This window comes from Bacillus sp. AFS088145, from assembly GCF_002564465.1.
In the GTDB taxonomy this organism is placed as follows: domain Bacteria; phylum Bacillota; class Bacilli; order Bacillales; family Bacillaceae_G; genus Gottfriedia.
In genome coordinates this window covers 1-19,039 of the sequence record NZ_NUUX01000013.1, presented here as the reverse complement: position 1 = coordinate 19,039, position 19,039 = coordinate 1, and the positions used below count along the sequence as shown (strand labels likewise).

Genomic DNA, 19,039 nt, shown 5'->3' with positions numbered 1-19,039 from the left:
CGAAAAAAACGATTGATCATCTTTTTTAATAACAAACTTTCCCTTAAAAATATAAAAGACAAGAATACGTAAAAATCAGTATTCTTGTCTTATTTTTTAAATTGGCATAAATCATGATAATAGTTATAGAATACACTTAAATATAAGACTTATCATTACGCATTTTGATGCAAGATATGTTAATAATAAGAATGAATCGATTTTCTGGAATCATAAATATATAATTACCAACAAGTTATAGTTTTAGTTTTCTTAAGGAGTAGTTGAAGAATGAATTTTGATCAAATGGAACATATTGTAACTGCGGCAAAAGAGTTGTCAATCACGAAAGCTGCAGAAAAATTATTTATCTCTCCTTCTGGAATGAGTCAATCCATTACTCAATTAGAAAATGAGCTTGGCATAAAAATTTTTAACAGATCGAAACAAGGAGTTACACCAACTTTTGAAGGGAAAATTGTTATATCAAAAGCGATTATTTTATTAAATACGATTAAAGAGCTTAATAAAGAAATAGATGATATTAAGAATAGAAGCAGCAATCATTTAAAAATCTTAACGGCACCTACTTTTTCGGCAATTCTTCAAGAAACGATGATCAAGTACAATGAGAAAAATAGTGAAATTACATTTGAAGTAGTTGAAGAAAACCCTGCTTATATGATTCAGAATTTCAGTAAGCAAGATTATGATATTGCACTGATTCCTTGCACAATCGAAGAATTAAAGAAAGAAAAATTTATTGGTTTTGAACATTTAACAAAAGGGCATATTTGCATCGCGGTCGGTAAGAAGTCTCCGTTTTATTCTTATGAATCTGTCACACCAAACGAACTAACGAATGAAAAAATTGTTATGTATAAAAACTCTGACTATAAGACATTGCAAAAAATCTCTAAACTGAATCCCAAAAATGTAGTCCTTCAAACAAATAGAAGTAGCTTGCTTTATGAACTTGTGAAAGAGAGCCAAGCCATTTTATATTTACATAATTTTTCAATAAGAAATCGCCCCATCGTTTTAAATGGTGACATTAAAATTATTCCACTAAAGGAAGAAACGTTTTTCGATTTAGATTTTTGGTTGATATACTTACAATCAAAAGGATTATCAACACTTGCGAAAGATTTTATGGATGAATTTAAATTGCAGTTTAAAAATAGTATTTAAAAAAGATAGTGAAGCCAGCATTCCAACTGACTACACTATCTTTTTTAAATTATTCTTCAAGTTGAGACTCTGTTCCAATTGCTCCTGTACTTAATATGGTAACGGACACTTTCGGTTTGATTTCAATAGTAGGATATTTCTTTTGCCAATTTAGTTTTCGCCATTCTTCTGGCTGATGTTCTTTTAAATATCTTCCAATACCAAGCACATCACTATTAGCAACTTGAATTTCTTTGATTACCTCTTTAGCTCTTTTATTTAAATCTTTCTTAATAATGGACCACATTTCTTCTTCTTGTAACATTTTAATTGATGTAATTCCGTCTATTCTAACATATGCATCAATTTTTAAATTTACTTCTATTTTATCTTTAGAAGTCGTAATAGAGAAATTATTTCTAGGTCTAATGATTTCATAAGATATTGTATTGTATGGTGCTTCATATTTTTTAGGAAGCTTTGTAATAAAATGGCCGGTATTTCCATATTTCCCCATCAACATTAAAAGAACAGGAGATTGATCAGAAGTTATGAAATGACCAGTATAGCTAGCATTATGCATTAGTCCTGAACCAACAACTTCTACTCGTTTATCTGATGATACATCTACAACTGGGATTGTGAAATCAATTCCATCTTCAGAAGTATAAGTAAAAATATTAAATAACTCCATTTTTTGAGCGATGGAGGTTGACTCGGCATTATCAATTGTATCCTTTAATATAAATGACAATGGTTTTGAACCAACGGTTTTTAATTCCAAAACGTTTTTTGCAGGTTGCTTATTTGTTATAGCGACAGATACATTTAGATTTGAAGATGTTCTACGCCGAAAGGTACTTAAAAGATGAATAAATTTAGTTTTCGAGAAATCTTCACCTAATAATATAACCCTCGTTTTTGATGTCGTTATATCTCCAGGTAAAAATGATTGTATTTCCATCCCAGCGTGAGATACTGAATTCTTCTTTGTAGATTTAACAGATTCATTTTGGAAATCGAAGACGCCAGATCCTCTTCCGATAATATCAAGTATTAGTGCATTCACCTCAATTTTTTTATCTTGATCAATATCAATACTAATCCCATTTACTAATGTTTTTTCTGTAATTGTTCTTGAATCCCAGCAACCAGTAGCTACTAAAAGAAATAAAAATAAACAAATAATGATTTTTGACTTGCGAATCAATTGATTAGCCCCCTAACTTTATTAATTAGGAACAATAGGCATGGAATAATAATAATAAATAAAGGGTCTAAATAACTACCGAAATTTACAATTGTTTCTCTTCTGATTAGATGGAAGGAAACTAACGGATAAAAAGCAAATACTACTATAATGATGAAAAGTAATATGCTTTTCCTATTTTTTACAATTAATGATAGTCGCTTATGTACATCTTCACTAACGATATAAATATAGCTAACTACTGTAGCACAAATGACAATTGTCCATAAGCTTAAAAATATCGTATCTAAACTTTCAATCATTTTCGAGTGATAGGTTTTAAAAATATATAGAATGGGGTCTATAATATAACTATTTTCTTTGTTACTTAGTCGAATATAGGAAGTAATAATAATAAAGGTATAAAAAATTGTCGTAAAGAAATTTGCAAATGTTAAAGTAAATAATTTCTTTTTTGTATCTTGAAAGTTTGGCGCTATAAATAAAAAAATTTCAAAACCTAACATTTCAAGAAATGATGAATATGCACCGGAGCCAATCTTTTTTATTGGATATTGGCCAATAGGTAATATTCTGCCAATATGAACATTATCATAAGCAGATAGTAAAAATAAGATAAAGATTAGAAAGATAAATGTACAAAGTACATATGTTCTTGCAATGGTTTGGATGTCATTTTTCGCGATAATATACGCCGTTACTAAAAATAAAATGAGAATAAGCCAAGAAGGACTTTTTGGAAAAATCCAGATCGTGATAATATCAGAAAATCTCATTGATACTACGATTACAACATACAAAAAATAGATGAAATAGCTAATATTTATACATGTTCCAATGAATGGATTCGTTATTATTTTTGTATAGTCAGTAAAGCTTTTGTCAGGAAATTTTTTATATAAACTATAATAAAGTAAGATTAAAATTTGAACGATTATTCCACCTATAATAGTAGAAATCCAACTATCATGACCTGCAATTTTATACATATCATAAGGATAGCTTGTAATGGCGACGCCGAATTGGGTAAATATAATCAAATAGAAAAGGTGTTTATTATTAATCATGTTTCTTTCCCCTTTCTATTTTTAAAAAGAACAAACTCAGAGAAACCTGGATTTTCAACATATCGAAAACTAAAGGCTTTAATTTTTGATAGGTGAGCAAAAATCATAAAGACGCCTAAACTAATTCCAATAAATCCAAAAATTGATGAAAGAATTAAAAGTGGTATACCCATAATTCGTGCAGCAACCGACATTTCCTTTGATGGAAGTGAGAATGATGAAACGGCAGTAATCGCAATTACAACAACCATTGAATTTGAGATTAAATTGGTTTGTACAATAGCCGTTCCAATGACGATCGCTCCAACAGTACCAATGGTTGATCCAATAGGATTTGGAAGTCTTAAAGCAGCTTCCTTCAACAGTTCTAAAATAATAATCATCGAAAAAGCTTCGATTAATGGTGGAAGTGGGACATTTTCTATTGATAGCTTTAAAGTATAAAAAATTGAAACTGGCAAAATATTTGAATGATAAGTTGTAATCGCAATATAAATTGAAGGTAATAATACAGCTATCCAAAAAGCTAATATTCTTAAACAAAAGAAAAATACTCCAAAAAACCATCGAAAATTAAAATCATCTGCAGCTCGAAAATAACCATAAATATCATAAGGAAATAATAATGCACTAGGATCATTGTCAACCATAATAGCAGGTTTTCCTGATAATAAATGACGGACTGTACGATCAGGTCTTTCAGTGAACATTACCTGTGGAAAAGGTGAAGAAGGATACTCTTCTATAATGTTTTGAACATGTACAGACTCAATCATTTGATTAGGTTCGACTTTTCCATTCGACTCAAGTTTTTTTATTTTCTCTTCAATTGTTTGAATCATAGATTGAGGTGTTATATCATTTAAATAAAAAATGGAAAGGTTTACAGGATATTTTTTACCAACAGTTATATTCTTGATAATTAATTCTTTCGTACGTAATCTTTTTCGAATTAAAGTTGAATTGATTTTAAGGCTCTCCACAAAACTGTCATGAGCACCTAATGTTACTGTTTCAGAAAGTGTTTCTGATATTGAACGGTCGCTATTATTACTAGGTGCAGAATATGACTTTGCTTTACTTTTATTATTATCATTAAAAACAATAACATTTCCAGAAAGAATAGATTGTATACATTCATCAAGTGTAAATGCATCATCAGAATCTAATATAGTCGTGATGATTCGACCTGAATGATCTTTTGAAACTACTCGTTCTAATATATGTGTTTGAATAACCTCTGAATCGATCATTGTATCTAGATAACATAAATGAAGAGTTACTTCATCAATTGAATATTTTTTATATTTAAAATCTGAACTTGAATGAAATTCGTTTTGTACTTCCTCAAGCATGGAGGTTTTTTCATTTACTTCCATTTAAACCAACTCCTTAAAAACTCCGCAATGAATATAAGTATTATTCCCTTTTGTAAATTGGATATGTATGGAAATTGATCTTGTAATTACTAAAGTCTTTAAATATGAATATTTAAGATCATAATTAGGTTGTAAATTAATTAAACCCTATATTTCATAGTTCTGATTAAGATGCCTGATTCTCCTATCTGGGCATTTTTTTAGTATTCAAAACATAAATTTTTAAAGTATCTCATATAAAAGAAATCTTATATTAACTATTGCTAAAGTATTAAATACTTTATGAAATGTTTTTTACGGAAGGGGTTGAGAACACATCATGCATATAATCGGTAAAGGAATACCCCGAAAAGAGTCTTTCGAAAAAGTTACTGGCTATGCTAAATATACAGACGATTTCGAGGCAAATGATATGCTTCATGCTCAATTAGTAACAAGTCCATACGCGCATGCGCTCATTAAAAATATTGATGCAACTGAAGCTCTAAATGTACCAGGTGTAAGAAAAATTATATTTGGTGAAAATCTACCTTTAGTAGGAGAAGGGATACTTGACCGGTATCCAATTGCATTTGATCGAGTTCGGTTTTTTGGAGAAGTAGTAGCAATCGTTGTAGCAGATACAAAGTATCAAGCAAATCATGCTGCTAGTTTAGTGAAAGTACAATATGAATTACTGACTGTTGTAAATTCTCCGTCGGAAGCACTTAAACAAAATGCTCCTCTTTTACATCCTAACCTAGGAGAATATGAAAAAACAGAAGGGGTTTACCCAGAGCCAGGAACTAATATAGCTACAAGAATTAAAATTCGAAAAGGCGATTTTAACAAAGGTTGGAGAGAAAGTGAAGTAATGGTTGATGAGAGTTTTGCTTTTAGACCATCAGATCATGCTGCAATGGAGACAAGATGTTCATTTGCGCAAATACATCATGATGGCACTATTGAGATTACTACTTCTTCACAAAGCCCTTTTATGGTAAAGGATTTGATTGGTGATTATTTTGGAATAAAACCTGGAAAAATCATTGTAAACACGCCTTTTGTTGGTGGGGGATATGGTGGAAAAGGGGCAGTCCAGTTAGAAATTTTAGCTTTTATTGCTTCACGAGCTGTAAATGGCAGATTAGTAAAAATATTAAATAGTCGTGAACATGATATGCTTTCCTCGCCAGTGCATATTGGCCTAGAAGCGAATGTAAAACTAGGATGTACAAAAGAGGGAATGCTCAAGGTTGCTGAGATTCAATTTTTATGGGATGGCGGAGCGTATGCTGATAAATCAATTGATTTAACACGAGCGGGAGCAGTTGATTGTACAGGACCTTACAATATCGAAAATATTTGGTGTGATTCTTTTTGTATGTATACAAATCATCCATATCCAGCGCCTTTTAGGGGGTTTAGTCATTCTGAAGTACATTTTGCATTTGAAAGAGCGATGGATATTCTTGCTAAAAAATTAAATATGGATCCGATTGAACTAAGAGAAAAAAACGCAATTAAACCTGGTGATCAAACGCCTACTCAAGTTGTATTAAATTCAAGTACAGTTGGAAATTTACCAAAATGTATTGAAAAAATGAAAGAATTAATCAATTGGGAGGAAGGTCAGGTCATTGACTTAGGAAATCATAAAGTAAGGGCAAAAGGAATTAGTTGTTCTTGGAAAACTTCTACCATTACACCAAATGCTAGTTCAGGTGTCATATTAATCTATAATGCTGATGGTAGCATTAATTTACTTTCGGGTGTAGTAGAGCTGGGTCAAGGTACAAAAACAATTCTTGCTCAAATGTTAGCAGAGATTCTGAAAATGGATGTAAACGATATTCATGTTCAAATGAAGATTAACACATTAAATACACCTGAACATTGGAAAACTGTTGCAAGTAGAGGGACATTCATGGCAGGAAGAGCTTTGCTAGCAGCTGCTGAAGATTTAATTCGTCAATTAAAAGATATAGCCTCTTTTGTATTGCGTGCTCCAGTTGAGGATTTAGAGGTTGGTTACGGTAAAGTATTTTTAAGAAGCGAACCTACTAAAAATATAGCGATAAAAGATATCGCTTATGGATATACTTTTCCAAATGGAAACTCGATTGGTGGACAAATAATTGGGAGGGGACATTATATTTTAACTGGCTTAACATATATAGATCGAGAAACAGGTGCTGGAAAACCAGGACCAGAATGGACGGTCTGTGCACATGGTGTGGAAGTAGAAGTCAATCTGAAAACATATGAATATAGAATTCTTAAAGCTGTTACAGCTGTTGATATTGGTAATGTACTAAATATTAAGACGGCAACTGGTCAAGTTAAAGGTGCAATGAGTATGGGACTATCCTTTGCCGGTAGAGAAACTTTTAAATTTGATTCTCAGGGAAAAGTACTAAATCCGCAATTACGAACATATCGACCAATACGATTTGGAGAGAATCCTAAATATGAAGTTGCGTTTGTTGAAACTCCACAAGTCGATGCTGTATTTGGTGCACGAGGGGTAGGGGAACATGGATTACTAGGAATGCCAGCTGCTCTTGGAAATAGTCTTTCAACTGCAATTTCCGCTGAAATTTATAATTTACCTATTATCCCAGAACTATTATGGAAAGTAAAAGAAGGTGGGAACTAGCTTGTTATCTTCTAATATAGAATACTATAAACCAATGACGATTAAAGAAGCATTGGAGACTTTTTATTTTTTAAAAGCTAAAAACAAGAGGCCAATCTATTATGCAGGTGGTACGGAAATCATAACACTAGGCCGATTAAATCTGGTTGAAACAGATGCGCTTATCGATATTAAAGATCTAAAAGAGTGTCAGTTATTTGAGTTTAATGAGAGCTATTTAATATCAGGTGCAGTCATTTCACTTACTGATATTGAGGAGAAAAACCTATTTCCATTACTAACTAAAGCTTCTATGGAAATAGCTGACCGTACCGCAAGAAATAAAATTACCTTAGGTGGAAACTTATGTGGTCAAATTTTTTATCGGGAAGCAATTTTACCATTTCTTCTTTGTGATAGCCAAGTAGTTGTTGCCGGGTACAATGGTGTAGAGGCTTTTCCAATCGAACAAATCTTCAATCAAAACTTACAACTCCAAGACGGACAAATTCTAATTCAACTTCTAACGGAAAAGAAATATATCAATCTACCATATATTAGCATAAAAAAACGTCAGCAATGGGATACGGGTTATCCACTACTGACGATCGCATCTATTAAATCGGAAAATCAATTGCGTTTTGCTTTTAGTGGACTATGTCCTTTTCCATTTCGTTCAAAGCAAATGGAAGCCGAGCTAAATAATACGAACTCGAGTGTTGAAGAAAGAATACAAAAAGCAATTCAATTTATTCCTGGTGAAATACTTGACGATGTTGAGGGATCAAAAGAGTATCGACTATTTGTACTAAAAAACACAATAGAAGAGATCATGATCGAAATGGAGGGAAGGTAATGGACCAGTCTCCAAGCAAAAAATTAAGTGTTACTTTAAGTATTAATGATGAAATTCGACAAGTGGAGATTCGTCCAGTAGATACTCTCCTGTATGTGTTACGAACTAAATTAGGTCTAACTGGAGCGAAGCCAGGTTGCCTAAATGGAGATTGTGGGGCTTGTTCAGTTGTAGTAAATGATACAGTATATAAATCATGTATAATGCTTGCCATCGAGGCAGTTGGACAAAAAATAACAACAATTGAAGGGTTAAAAGATTCACCTATACAAAAAGCATTTGTTGAAAATTTTGCGTTTCAATGCGGTTATTGTACTCCTGGATTTATTATGAATTGTCATTCTCTTTTATTAAAACAACCACATCCAACTTATGAAACGATGAAGGAATGGCTATCTTCCAATATTTGTAGATGCACATGCTATGAAGAGATTGAAGAAGCTGTTTTATCAGTTATTGAGAATAGAGAAAAACCAATGAATAATGAGTTAGAAAAAGACGAATAGTGATCTCTTAACTCACCGGTGTTGAGGTTGAGTCACTAGCTTTTCTTTGTGTAAAGAAGAAAATAAACGAAATGACTGAAATTGCCATAAGAAAAACTTGGGTATCAGTAGGTCTTACTGTAGGGATATCTGTTAAAGCCATAATCACCATTCCTTTATTTACTAAAGATTCGCGGATCAATATCAAAATGTTTCGAAACAATTTTTTTGCAAAAGTAATATGTTTTTTTTAGAAAAGGAAGTGTCGGTACGCTAACTGGTGCACCAAAAATGGGTCCACTCACATTTAATGAGAATCTACCAGGTCCTATAACAGAGCTTACAACGCGAACTTCATCAATTAATAATAAAATAGCAATGATTATATCGATTACATCAATAAGAGAATTTGTTAATTGATCTCCATATTTACTTTCTACACGTTCTCTACCTAATAAGGGTCCACTTAGAGAAAGACTAAATTCTCCAGACGTTACAAATACACCTATTATCGTAATTTGGCCAGTTAATAATAAGGCTGCAGCGGCGACATTTAAATCTCTTTGAAGAGTAGCGATGATACGAAGATCTTCTTTAATCTTATAGTCATTCATTGGATCACACCCTCATGCCTATAGTATTCATTAAGTGCCCAAGTGTGAATGCAAATGGCAGGGATAAAGAAAGGAAGGGGTTAGGGGATAAGCTTGATTTAACAAACTGAAAAAAGAGTTTGTCAATTTAATAATTAAATAAAGTTGGTTGTGGTTGATTTCCGCTACAGTGTGCTCGCTTTCCATGGGGCGAGATTCTTTGGCTTCCTCGGCAAGCCTGCGGGGTCTCAGCCTTTCCGCTTATCCCATAGGAGTCGAGCACTATCCGCTACAATCAATTTATTCATCAAAAAAATGGTTACACTAAAATTATAATTTTATATCCTTTACTTAGAGTAGCATAACAACTAGTTAATCAGTTTGTAGGTCAATTAAGATCGAACATAACTTATAATAATCATTTGAATTTGCTTAACAATCTGAAAAAATCTTCATTCTTGAAGATTTTTTTTATTTGAATAATAAACAGTTCAAAATACTAGGAAATTTTTAATATTGTAAACAAAACTATTACTTATTTAGGAAGTAAGCCTTTACCAGAAGATATGGAATTAGTGAATTTCGATCTAAAAAACAAACTTATTGGGGAACAAATAAATCAAGTGCAGATTTGAACTTCGATGGTGTAGTTGATCAAAAAGATATGTATTTTGTAGTTAAAAACTATGGATTACAAAATGATACGGTATCGAATCCACCTAAAGCAAAGACTTCATATAAAGGCGTTACGTTAGATGACGTTTTAAGTCAATTAGGTTTAAAGTAAAGAACAAGTAGGAGAAGCTAATAATGGCTTCTCTTTTTTATTTTTCAATTACCAATTTTATAGTGGCTTCTACAATGGAAATGAAATTGATTATTGTATATAATCATAAGAAGTGTCTTAATTAAATAAAAATTAAAGAGAGGGAATCAAATAAAATCGAATTTTAATTGAAAATATAAATGCGTTCTTGATCGAAAAGGCCAAACTACTACACAAAAATAATAGAAAGTGAGGGGATTGTGTAATGGAGGTCAAAAAATTTTTTCAAAGTAGCACATTTAGACGCCTAGCGATGATGCTTTGTATCATACTTGTCTTAATCTTAACTCGAAAAATAATAAATTTAATCTTACTAATTTTCATTTTTACTTATTTAATGGATCGTATACATAAATTTATTATTAATAGATTGACTAAGATTTTGCCAGTTAATCGCTTAGTTGTCGTTTACTCTTTGTATATAGTTATTGTGGCGGCTCTAGTAATAGGGATCTATAATTATTTACCTGTTATTACATCTCAAGTTGTTCAACTAATCGTACAAATCAAAACGTTTTATATGAATCCACCAGATGAGAAGATTATAAATTATATCGTTACGGCGATTAAAAAGGTTGAAATATCAGGTTATACAGAGCAAGGATTAGATTTTTTATATAAGTATGCATCAAATATAAGTCAGTGGGGGATTGAAGTACTAATTGCACTAGTTTTGAGCTTCTTTTTCCTACTTGAAAAACCTAGAATTATATCCTTTACACGAAAATTTAAAAATAGTAAAATCTCACTTTTTTATGTCGAGATGGCCTATTTTGGAGAAAGATTTTCGCGTTCTTTTGGTAAGGTGATAGAAGCACAGTTTTTAATTGCACTTGTAAATTGTATCCTATCCGTTATTGCATTAAGATTTATGGGATTTCCACAGTTAATCGGTTTAGGTTTCTTGATTTTCTTACTAGGACTAATCCCGGTTGCTGGTATGTTTATCTCGTTAATTCCACTTTGTACGATTGCTTATACAATCGGCGGAATGACTCATATCATGTATGTAATTTTGATGATCTTAATTTTACATGCACTTGAAACCTATTTTTTAAATCCAAAGCTAATATCAGCTAAGACGAACTTACCAGTTTTTTATACATTTCTAATTCTTGTGTTTTCTGAACGATTTTTTGGCGTATGGGGTCTGATTATCGGGATACCAGTATTCATCTTTTTATTAGATGTATTAGGCGTAACAGATCATGAACCGAAAGAAGTAGAATCAACTGAATAAATGAAAAGATGATATCGTGTAGACGGTATCATCTTTTTTTCTATTTAACCTACATATTAATATCTGAATTAATAATAGTAATGAACAGCATTTCAATTTGAAATACATTTATAATTTGAATTTCCAATATTGCACTAATCTTAACATAAACTGGTATTTGCCGGACAAACTAAACAAAAATATGTTTAAGGGGTTTATTAGTGAATAATGCGGAACAATCTACTTTAGTAGTAAGTTGAGAAAAGAATATTCAATATTTAAAAGAAAAATTTAAACACTCTACTGACTTGAAAATTAGACCTTTAACTATTAATGATGAGGTCATTCGAGATGCTGCCGTTTTATATTTAGATGGAATAACGAATACACAATCGATTCAAGACAATATTCTTTCGCCACTACTAAGAGTTATTAAATTCGAAAGTATGGACGCAATTATGACTTGCCATCTTTCGGTTGCAGATGTTGCGAAGGTGAAAATAAATGAAGACGTATTGGCTGGGCTAACAAAAGGAAAGGCGCTTATTTTAATCGATGGTTACAACGAAGGGATATTGGCAGATATTGCAGAATGGCAAATGCGTTCGGTAACTGAGCCTGATACGCAAAGGTCTATAAAAGGCTCTTTAGTTGGTAATGAACAACTAAAGGTAAATGTTAATATAATTCGTAATATGATACAGTCCCATAAACTATCGATTGAAAATCTACAAGTTGGAAATGAAACGAAAACAGATGTTTCGATTCTATACATAGATGGATACGTAGATCAACAAATTTTAGAGGAAACAAGAAAAAGAATAACTGAACTAGATGTTACTTATCTATTAGAAGCAAGAGTAATTGAAGACGCTTTAGAAGGAAAAAAAACGTTTTTTCCAACTGTTTTTACATCCGAACGTCCTGATGTAACTGTTTCAGCATTATATGAGGGAAGAGTTGGAATATTAGTTAATGGCATTCCGTATAGTCTAATCGTTCCTTCACTTTTTCTTCATTATTTCCATCAACCAGATGAATACAATACTAAGTCGGGGCGCTATGGATCCAGAGATCCAGATTATTACGTTTATTTAGTTGGTTATTTTCAATGATTTTATTAGGGGTGTATGAAGCGATGGTCCGTTTCCACCAAGATTGGGTACCACATCACTTTGCTAAAATCTTTTTCAAAAAATCAGAAACACTTTTACCTGTTATAGTTGAGATCTTATTTGTCATGATAATTTTTCAGCTACTTGTAGAAGCTTCAATACGAATTCCTAAATCGACAGTTATTATTGTTTCTCTAATAAGTGCGATAGTAGTTGGACAGACTGCAGTTACTGCCAAAATAATTCATTCTATTACGTTAATTATAGTAGGTATTAATTTTCTATCTAGTATTTCGATTGTTGCAGGTTGATTGTATGGGCCGGTTTTAACTTTACGACTTATTTTTTTATTTCTAGGATTCTTCTTTGGAGTAAAAGGGATTCTAATCGGCTTAATCATTTTAGTAGCTTATATGGCCTCAATTAAATCTTTAGGAGTTCCGTATTTAGCACCGTTTATACCATTTCATCCGAAAGAAATGAAAGATGCTCTTTTTAGAGGAGATTTAAGGAAGCTTATTAATAGTAAACATACATATCCACATAATAAATAAATTGGAACAAAGTGTAATAGAAAATATATTACTTTTTGTTCCAATTCTATATGCTGACTTTGACTATAAGGAGAAAATCATGTCGGAAACAAAAGGGTTAACATTTTTACTAATACTATCGTTTTTGTTTAGTACCACCTTTTCACAAAACGTTTTTTCTCAAGCTATGCCTCCTACTAAGGATACAATTAAGTCAAATGAAAAAATTTATAGCGAATTAAGTTTCAATGATAAGCAAGATTTTAATGATGCTCATAAAGGCTTCATAGCACCATTAATGCAAGAGAAAATAAAAAATTCAAAAGGTGATATCATTTGGGATCGTGATCAATATTCAATTATTAATGATGGTCCGGCGCCTTTAACTGTCAATCCATCTTTATGGAGACAAGCTCAATTATTAAATACTCCAGGGCTATACAAGGTAGTTGATGGGGTATATCAAATTCGTGGACAAGATGTGTCTGTGATGACAATAGTAGAAGGTAAAACAGGTTTAATCATATTAGATACATTATCAACGATTGAAACTGCAAAAGCAGCATTGGAAGTTTATTATGCGAATCGCCCTAAAAAACCAGTTAGTGCAGTAGTTATTAGTCATAGTCATGCTGATCATTTTGGAGGGGTGAAAGGGGTTGTACAGTACGCTACAAATCCAGAAAATGTACCAATTATTGCTCCATTAAACTTTTCTAAGGAAGTAGTCAGTGAAAATATCCTATTAGGTAACATCATGTCACGTAGGGCAGGGTATATGTTCGGATATCTTTTACCCGTAAATAAAAAAGGATACGTAACAAATGGGATTGGCCCAAGAATTAGTACAGGTACAATCAGCTTTTTGCCACCGACAATTGAAATTAAAGATAAAGTACAAACGATGGAAATAGATGGAATTAAATTCAAGTTTTTATTAACGTTAAATACTGAAGCACCTTCAGAAATGCATTATTACATACATGATTACAAAACGTTAGTCGTTGCTGAGAATACAGGTCATACTATGCATAATTTTTACACTTTAAGAGGAGCAAAAACAAGAGATGCCTCTGAGTGGGTAAAAGCTTTGGATCATACTATCAAGTTATTTGGTAAAGAAGAAATCGATGCATTAGTTACAGCTCATAGCTGGCCGTTATGGGGAAAAGATCGTGTAATAGAGCAGCTTACAAAGCAACGAGATTTATATAAATACATACATGATCAAACAGTTCGTCTAGCCAACCAAGGTTACACTGCAGATGAAATAGCCGAACAAATAAAATTACCTGCTAGCCTTAATAAATATTGGGCGAATCGAGGGTATTATGGTGATTTGAAGCAAAATGCTAAAGCAGTTTACAATTATTACTTAGGTTATTTTAACGGTAATCCCTCTGATTTAGATCCACTTCCACAAGTAGAGACTGGAACTAAATACGTTCAATACATGGGTGGAGAAAAGAAGGTTCTGAAGCTCGCAAAAAAGGATTTTGAGAAAGGTGACTATCGATGGGTAGCACAAGTTTTGAAAAATGTCGTTATGGCAAATCCAAATAACAAAGAGGCAAGGAACTTACTAGCTAAATCTTACGAGCAGTTAGGATACAGGGCTGAATCTGCTGCCTGGAGAAATGTTTACTTGACGGGTGCACAGGAATTGAGAAAAGGAATTAGGAAGCAAACTATAAGTACTGTAGACCAACAAGTAATCTTAAATATGGAAGTAAATGACTTCTTTGATTATATTTCAATCACCCTTAATGGTCCAAAAGCGGAGAATAAGCGTTTTACATTCAATATAAATTTTACTGATTTGAAAACAAATTACACAATTGATATAAAGAACGCTGTTTTTAATTATATCGATGGTTTAACTACTTCAAGTCCTGATGCAACACTATTTGTAGATAAAGGAACCTTTTATTTAATTATGTCTGGAAAACTTGATGTAAATGAGGCAATTGCAAATGGAAAGTTAAGCATTACAGGGGATATAGAGAAATTTAAAGAGTTGGTAACTTTATTTGACCACTTTAATCTGTGGGTTAATATCGTAACCCCATAAGAAATTAAAATTAGGTAAAAAAAGCATTCTTCGAGAGTTATGGAGAATGTTTTTTTGAAGTTTTTTCGTTCTAAAAATTCAGAAAATTAAAAACCGATTTTATTCATTTTTTTGTATATAGTCGATGACAGTAAAGAAAAAAATCATGACATTTTTACTAAAAAAAGGGTGAGGATTTTCCTATAGACAGATTCTTTAATTTGGAACTTCAATCTAATCTAGTGCTTTATTAAATAAGGAAAGTCAACAATAAACGACAACAAAGCGCTTTCATTATATAATATTTTCCAATCTAAAAATTAATAGTTGAAGAATCTTAAACTAGGACTTAATATATATTTATTGTTTCAAATAAATATACGTTTTTTGAAAATTTAACTATTCTTAAATAACTCCAAATTATCTAAACAATGAAAAAACTCCTTCTATTTTTCGCCATATTATGATAATTTAAATTAAGTACAATTCGATGATGAAAGCAAAAAAAATGAAAACGCTATCAGCATTGAGGGGACAAGCTTTATTTCTTTGTTAAATTTAGAAGGTAGGATTTTCATCTTTACATCGCTCTCGTTCCAGGATTACTATTAAAATAGGGAATTCGGAATGTGTTTTGTAATTTCTTGACGAATGACAAATTGTCAAAGAATAGATTGGAATGCGAGCTTTTAAAGATTTAAACAATCCTTCTTGGAGAAATTTCAATTTAAAATAAAGAGGTGTATTCATGCAAAATACAAACCGTAAAGATGATTTCACAATTCAAAGTAACGCGCCTAAAAAAGAGCATTTAGAAAGAAAACTAAAAACGAGACATTTAACTATGATCGCTATGGGTGGTACGATTGGTACTGGTTTATTTTTAGCGAGTGGAGCAACTATCCATGATGCAGGACCAGGTGGAGCTCTTGTTGCTTATTTAATTGCTGGTATCATGGTTTACTTCCTGATGACTAGCTTAGCTGAAATGGCAACTTTAATTCCTATTTCAGGTTCTTTTAGCACATATACTTCAAGATTTGTCGATCCAGCTCTTGGTTTTGCTGTTGGTTGGAATTATTGGTATAACAATGCAATCATCCTTGCATTAGAATTATCAGCTTCGGCTTTAATTATGAAATATTGGTTCCCACATACTCCAGGGATTGTATGGAGTTCTATATTCCTTGTTTTAATTTTTGGATTAAATGTACTTTCTGTAAAAGGATATGGAGAATCTGAGTTTTGGTTTTCAATTATTAAAGTAGCTACAATCATTATTTTTATTGTAATTGGATTATTAATGATTTTCGGTATTATGAGTGGTCATACAGGTGGATTTGATAATTTCACAAAAGGAGAAGCACCATTCAAAGGTGGTCTCTTATCAATCTTTAGTGTATTTATGATTGTAGGTTTTGCTTTCCAAGGAACTGAAATGGTCGGAGTAACGGCTGGGGAAAGTGAAAATCCTGAAAAGAATATTCCAAAAGCGATCAAGCAAATCTTTTGGCGTATTTTATTATTCTACGTATTAGCGATTTTCGTTATCGGCTGTTTAATCAGTTATACAGATCCTAACTTATTAGGTGGAGATGTTGATAGTATTGCGATTAGTCCATTTACTTTAGTATTTAAACATGCAGGACTGGCTTTTGCAGCTGCTGCAATGAATACAGTTATCTTGACTTCAGTTTTATCAGCGGGTAATTCAAGCTTATACGTTGGTTCTCGTGTACTTTGGGTATTAGCTGAAGAAGGAAAAGCACCAAAGTTTTTAAGAAAAGTAAACAAAGGTGGAGTTCCAGTTAGTGCATTAATTGCGACGACTCTAATTGGTGCGGTTTGCTTCTTAACTTCATTATTTGGTGATGGTACAGTATATTCTTGGTTATTAAATGCTGCAGGCTTAGCTGGTTATATTTCTTGGTTAGGCATATCAATTACGCATTACCGCTTCCGTAAAGCTTATATCGCTCAAGGAAGAAAATTAAAGGATCTACCTTATTTAGCAAAATGGTTCCCACTTGGTCCAATTTTAGCGACAGTTTTATGTTTAGTTGCAATGCTTGGAACGAATTATGGAGCATTTACTGGAGATAAAATTGACTGGTATGGTATCGCAGTTTCTTATATTGGACTACCATTATTCATTCTTGGATACCTTGGCTATAAAGTAGTGATGAAAACGAAGAAGGTTAAATTAGAAGATGCTGACTTCAGCAGTGAGAGTTAATTAAATTTGACAAGCAGTTTAAAGCTCAATCTATCAAGTATAGATTGAGCTTTTTTACGTATTTTTTTACAGGATTTTGGAAAATTAATAGTGTCAATGTGTGGACTGTTGAAAAACCTAATCGATCAGATTAGGACAGAAGCGCAGGGAGACAAATAAGTGAATTTTGTAATTTTTTGTTCGAAAGGAGACATTAAGAAATGAACAATTCATTAACAGAACTTGAATTAGAAAATCTTCGTCATTTGATTGGAGGGCATAGTACAATCGCAAATAAATTAGAGGCATATGCTCAAAATTGCTCTGATCCTGAATTAAAAGCTTTATTAGAAAGAGATGCCCAATCAGCAATGGAATCTAGACAAAAACTCTTAAATTTTTTAGGATAAGGAGATTAGATTATGTTCCAAGAAAAAGATATGGTTAATGATTATTTAGAAGGACTAAATGCTAGCTTAACTGGTTATGCAGGATATATTAATGAGTCAGCCAACTCTGAATTAAGACAAACTTTAATTCAATTACGTAATCAAGATGAGGCACGTCAACGTACATTGTACAATTATGCGCTTCAAAAAGGTTATTACAAACCAGCAGCACCAGCATCACCAGAGGTTGTACAGCAATTCGTATCTGAATTAACTTCAAATCAATAAACTACCGAAAAAAGGCATTCGAGTAATCGAACGCCTTTTTTTATTCATTTTTAAAACCGTACCAAAAATTCCTCCAAATATTAGAAATCCTTGGCTTCATCTTTTCAGCTCCATAATAAGACAGTTCAATAAAGATCCCATCAATTAAGCAATAATAAGACATAACAAAGTCTTCTACATTTCCTGTTCGAATTTCACCATATTTAATCCCTTTATCAATCACTGATCTTAAAATAGTCGACATTGCTTCCTCAGATTCCATGAACTGCGTATGTAAATGCTCCTTTAACGGTTCAGGAGAAAAAAAGACAGCGCGGTTCACGAAAGTAGATTGCTCCTCGAACTCAATATAATATTCAAATGTTACGTTTAAAATTTGGTAAAGTTGTTCCTTCGCTGAAAGTTCGCTTATTTCTCCCATCAGCTCGTCTACTTTTTTCACATGAAGCCATAGAATGTTTTCATAAATTGTAAGAAAGATTTCTTCTTTACTTTTAAAATGATTATAAATAGATGGTTTTTGAATCCCAACTGCTTTTGCAATTTCAGTTAAACTTGTGCCCTCGTAACCATTTTTAGAAAATAAGGCAAGGGCTGCTGCAATAATCTTATCCTTTGTCATCTTCATCCTCCGAAACTAACTCTTGTTAGCTAGATTATAAACTGGAATCTTTGTGAAGTCTAAATATTGTTTAAATTTGTTGTAAAAAAGGTTTGTTTGGAGGAGAAAGCATTGAAAATCAAATCATGGAGTAGTTCATAATGGTGTCGTGAGTAGGTAAAAAAGAAAAATGATGATCTGATCTATACTTACTCATACAGTGCCATGAGGAAGTAAAAAGTCAAAAAGCTGATTTATTCTTCCTCATAAAGGGTTCATGAAGAAGTAAAAAGGTAAAAAGCTGATCTATCCTTCATCATAAAAGGTTCATGAGGAAGTAAAAAGTCAAAAAGCTGATCAATACTTCCTCATAAAAGGTTCATGAGGAAGTAAAAAGACAAAAAACTGATTTATACTTCCTCATAAAGGATTCATGAGGAAGTAAAA

Annotated in this window: 17 protein-coding genes and 1 pseudogene; 12 read left to right on the top strand and 6 right to left on the bottom strand. The window is 32.2% G+C overall.

The window, feature by feature from the left end:
* Nucleotides 1-270 precede the first annotated feature (270 nt).
* Entirely contained in the window at nt 271-1,170 is a 900-nt protein-coding gene (locus COI44_RS08500; RefSeq protein ID WP_098427550.1) for a LysR family transcriptional regulator, read from the top strand.
* Nucleotides 1,171-1,219: 49 nt separating this feature from the next.
* Here the strand turns inward: COI44_RS08500 and COI44_RS08495 are convergent, their stop codons facing one another.
* Genes COI44_RS08495 through COI44_RS08485 form a run of 3 tightly spaced genes read right to left on the bottom strand, consistent with a single transcriptional unit; the run spans nt 1,220 to nt 4,805 of the window.
* Nucleotides 1,220-2,359 (bottom strand): Ger(x)C family spore germination protein, encoded by a 1,140-nt coding sequence (locus COI44_RS08495; RefSeq protein ID WP_098427549.1) that lies wholly within the window; start codon nt 2,357-2,359, stop codon nt 1,220-1,222.
* Nucleotides 2,356-3,426 carry a GerAB/ArcD/ProY family transporter gene (locus COI44_RS08490; protein ID WP_098427548.1) on the bottom strand — a complete coding sequence of 357 codons (1,071 nt, stop codon included), beginning with the start codon at nt 3,424-3,426 and terminating at the stop codon, nt 2,356-2,358. Before COI44_RS08490 ends, COI44_RS08495 begins: the two co-directional genes overlap by 4 nt.
* Nucleotides 3,423-4,805, bottom strand: coding sequence for a spore germination protein (locus COI44_RS08485; RefSeq protein WP_098427547.1), 1,383 nt, complete (start codon nt 4,803-4,805; stop codon nt 3,423-3,425). Before COI44_RS08485 ends, COI44_RS08490 begins: the two co-directional genes overlap by 4 nt.
* Nucleotides 4,806-5,124: 319 nt before the next feature.
* On the opposite strand from COI44_RS08485, the gene COI44_RS08480 reads away from it, so the two are divergent.
* Genes COI44_RS08480 through COI44_RS08470 form a run of 3 tightly spaced genes read left to right on the top strand, consistent with a single transcriptional unit; the run spans nt 5,125 to nt 8,784 of the window.
* Complete coding sequence (locus tag COI44_RS08480) at nt 5,125-7,443, top strand: xanthine dehydrogenase family protein molybdopterin-binding subunit (protein WP_098427546.1); 2,319 nt, start codon at nt 5,125-5,127, stop codon at nt 7,441-7,443.
* Nucleotide 7,444: 1 nt separating this feature from the next.
* Nucleotides 7,445-8,278 (top strand): FAD binding domain-containing protein, encoded by an 834-nt coding sequence (locus tag COI44_RS08475; RefSeq protein ID WP_098427545.1) that lies wholly within the window; start codon nt 7,445-7,447, stop codon nt 8,276-8,278.
* Nucleotides 8,278-8,784 carry a (2Fe-2S)-binding protein gene (locus COI44_RS08470; protein ID WP_098427544.1) on the top strand — a complete coding sequence of 169 codons (507 nt, stop codon included), beginning with the start codon at nt 8,278-8,280 and terminating at the stop codon, nt 8,782-8,784. Before COI44_RS08475 ends, COI44_RS08470 begins: the two co-directional genes overlap by 1 nt.
* A 7-nt stretch (nt 8,785-8,791) precedes the next feature.
* Here the strand turns inward: COI44_RS08470 and COI44_RS24565 are convergent, their stop codons facing one another.
* Nucleotides 8,792-8,926 carry a hypothetical protein gene (locus tag COI44_RS24565; RefSeq protein WP_286163830.1) on the bottom strand — a complete coding sequence of 45 codons (135 nt, stop codon included), beginning with the start codon at nt 8,924-8,926 and terminating at the stop codon, nt 8,792-8,794.
* Between the two features lie 13 nt (nt 8,927-8,939).
* A complete protein-coding gene (locus tag COI44_RS08465; RefSeq protein WP_098427543.1) occupies nt 8,940-9,377 on the bottom strand; it encodes a hypothetical protein in 438 nt (145 codons plus the stop codon).
* Nucleotides 9,378-9,987: 610 nt separating this feature from the next.
* Here COI44_RS08465 and COI44_RS24085 point away from each other — a divergent pair.
* The 8 genes and pseudogenes from COI44_RS24085 to COI44_RS08425 all read left to right on the top strand — a co-directional run bounded on the left by COI44_RS24085 (nt 9,988) and on the right by COI44_RS08425 (nt 17,991).
* Nucleotides 9,988-10,143 (top strand): hypothetical protein, encoded by a 156-nt coding sequence (locus COI44_RS24085; protein WP_179887052.1) that lies wholly within the window; start codon nt 9,988-9,990, stop codon nt 10,141-10,143.
* A gap of 244 nt (nt 10,144-10,387) precedes the next feature.
* Entirely contained in the window at nt 10,388-11,422 is a 1,035-nt protein-coding gene (locus COI44_RS08460; protein WP_098427542.1) for an AI-2E family transporter, read from the top strand.
* Between the two features lie 248 nt (nt 11,423-11,670).
* Nucleotides 11,671-12,516, top strand: coding sequence for a spore germination protein (locus tag COI44_RS08455; RefSeq protein WP_098427541.1), 846 nt, complete (start codon nt 11,671-11,673; stop codon nt 12,514-12,516).
* A pseudogene (locus COI44_RS24560) lies at nt 12,513-13,070 on the top strand (spore germination protein). Before COI44_RS08455 ends, COI44_RS24560 begins: the two are co-directional and overlap by 4 nt.
* A gap of 79 nt (nt 13,071-13,149) precedes the next feature.
* On the top strand, nt 13,150-15,120 hold the full coding sequence (locus COI44_RS08440) for an alkyl/aryl-sulfatase (RefSeq protein WP_098427538.1): 1,971 nt from the start codon (nt 13,150-13,152) through the stop codon (nt 15,118-15,120).
* 727 nt (nt 15,121-15,847) lie between these two features.
* Entirely contained in the window at nt 15,848-17,335 is a 1,488-nt protein-coding gene (locus tag COI44_RS08435; protein WP_098427537.1) for an amino acid permease, read from the top strand.
* 200 nt (nt 17,336-17,535) lie between these two features.
* Nucleotides 17,536-17,724 carry a hypothetical protein gene (locus COI44_RS08430; RefSeq protein WP_098427536.1) on the top strand — a complete coding sequence of 63 codons (189 nt, stop codon included), beginning with the start codon at nt 17,536-17,538 and terminating at the stop codon, nt 17,722-17,724.
* A 12-nt stretch (nt 17,725-17,736) separates the two neighbouring features.
* On the top strand, nt 17,737-17,991 hold the full coding sequence (locus COI44_RS08425) for a spore coat protein (RefSeq protein ID WP_098427535.1): 255 nt from the start codon (nt 17,737-17,739) through the stop codon (nt 17,989-17,991).
* A 40-nt stretch (nt 17,992-18,031) separates the two neighbouring features.
* Here the strand turns inward: COI44_RS08425 and COI44_RS08420 are convergent, their stop codons facing one another.
* Entirely contained in the window at nt 18,032-18,613 is a 582-nt protein-coding gene (locus tag COI44_RS08420; protein ID WP_179887050.1) for a TetR/AcrR family transcriptional regulator, read from the bottom strand.
* Between the last annotated feature and the right edge of the window lie 426 nt (nt 18,614-19,039).

Coding starts and splice junctions, on each gene's coding strand:
- COI44_RS08500 (WP_098427550.1), top strand. CDS start 271: ATGAATTTTGATCAAATGGAACATATTGTAACTGCGGCAAAAGAGTTG.
- COI44_RS08490 (WP_098427548.1), bottom strand. CDS start 3,426: ATGATTAATAATAAACACCTTTTCTATTTGATTATATTTACCCAATTC.
- COI44_RS08485 (WP_098427547.1), bottom strand. CDS start 4,805: ATGGAAGTAAATGAAAAAACCTCCATGCTTGAGGAAGTACAAAACGAA.
- COI44_RS08480 (WP_098427546.1), top strand. CDS start 5,125: ATGCATATAATCGGTAAAGGAATACCCCGAAAAGAGTCTTTCGAAAAA.
- COI44_RS08470 (WP_098427544.1), top strand. CDS start 8,278: ATGGACCAGTCTCCAAGCAAAAAATTAAGTGTTACTTTAAGTATTAAT.
- COI44_RS24565 (WP_286163830.1), bottom strand. CDS start 8,926: ATGGCTTTAACAGATATCCCTACAGTAAGACCTACTGATACCCAAGTT.
- COI44_RS08465 (WP_098427543.1), bottom strand. CDS start 9,377: ATGAATGACTATAAGATTAAAGAAGATCTTCGTATCATCGCTACTCTT.
- COI44_RS08460 (WP_098427542.1), top strand. CDS start 10,388: ATGGAGGTCAAAAAATTTTTTCAAAGTAGCACATTTAGACGCCTAGCG.
- COI44_RS08440 (WP_098427538.1), top strand. CDS start 13,150: ATGTCGGAAACAAAAGGGTTAACATTTTTACTAATACTATCGTTTTTG.
- COI44_RS08435 (WP_098427537.1), top strand. CDS start 15,848: ATGCAAAATACAAACCGTAAAGATGATTTCACAATTCAAAGTAACGCG.
- COI44_RS08430 (WP_098427536.1), top strand. CDS start 17,536: ATGAACAATTCATTAACAGAACTTGAATTAGAAAATCTTCGTCATTTG.
- COI44_RS08425 (WP_098427535.1), top strand. CDS start 17,737: ATGTTCCAAGAAAAAGATATGGTTAATGATTATTTAGAAGGACTAAAT.
- COI44_RS08420 (WP_179887050.1), bottom strand. CDS start 18,613: ATGACAAAGGATAAGATTATTGCAGCAGCCCTTGCCTTATTTTCTAAA.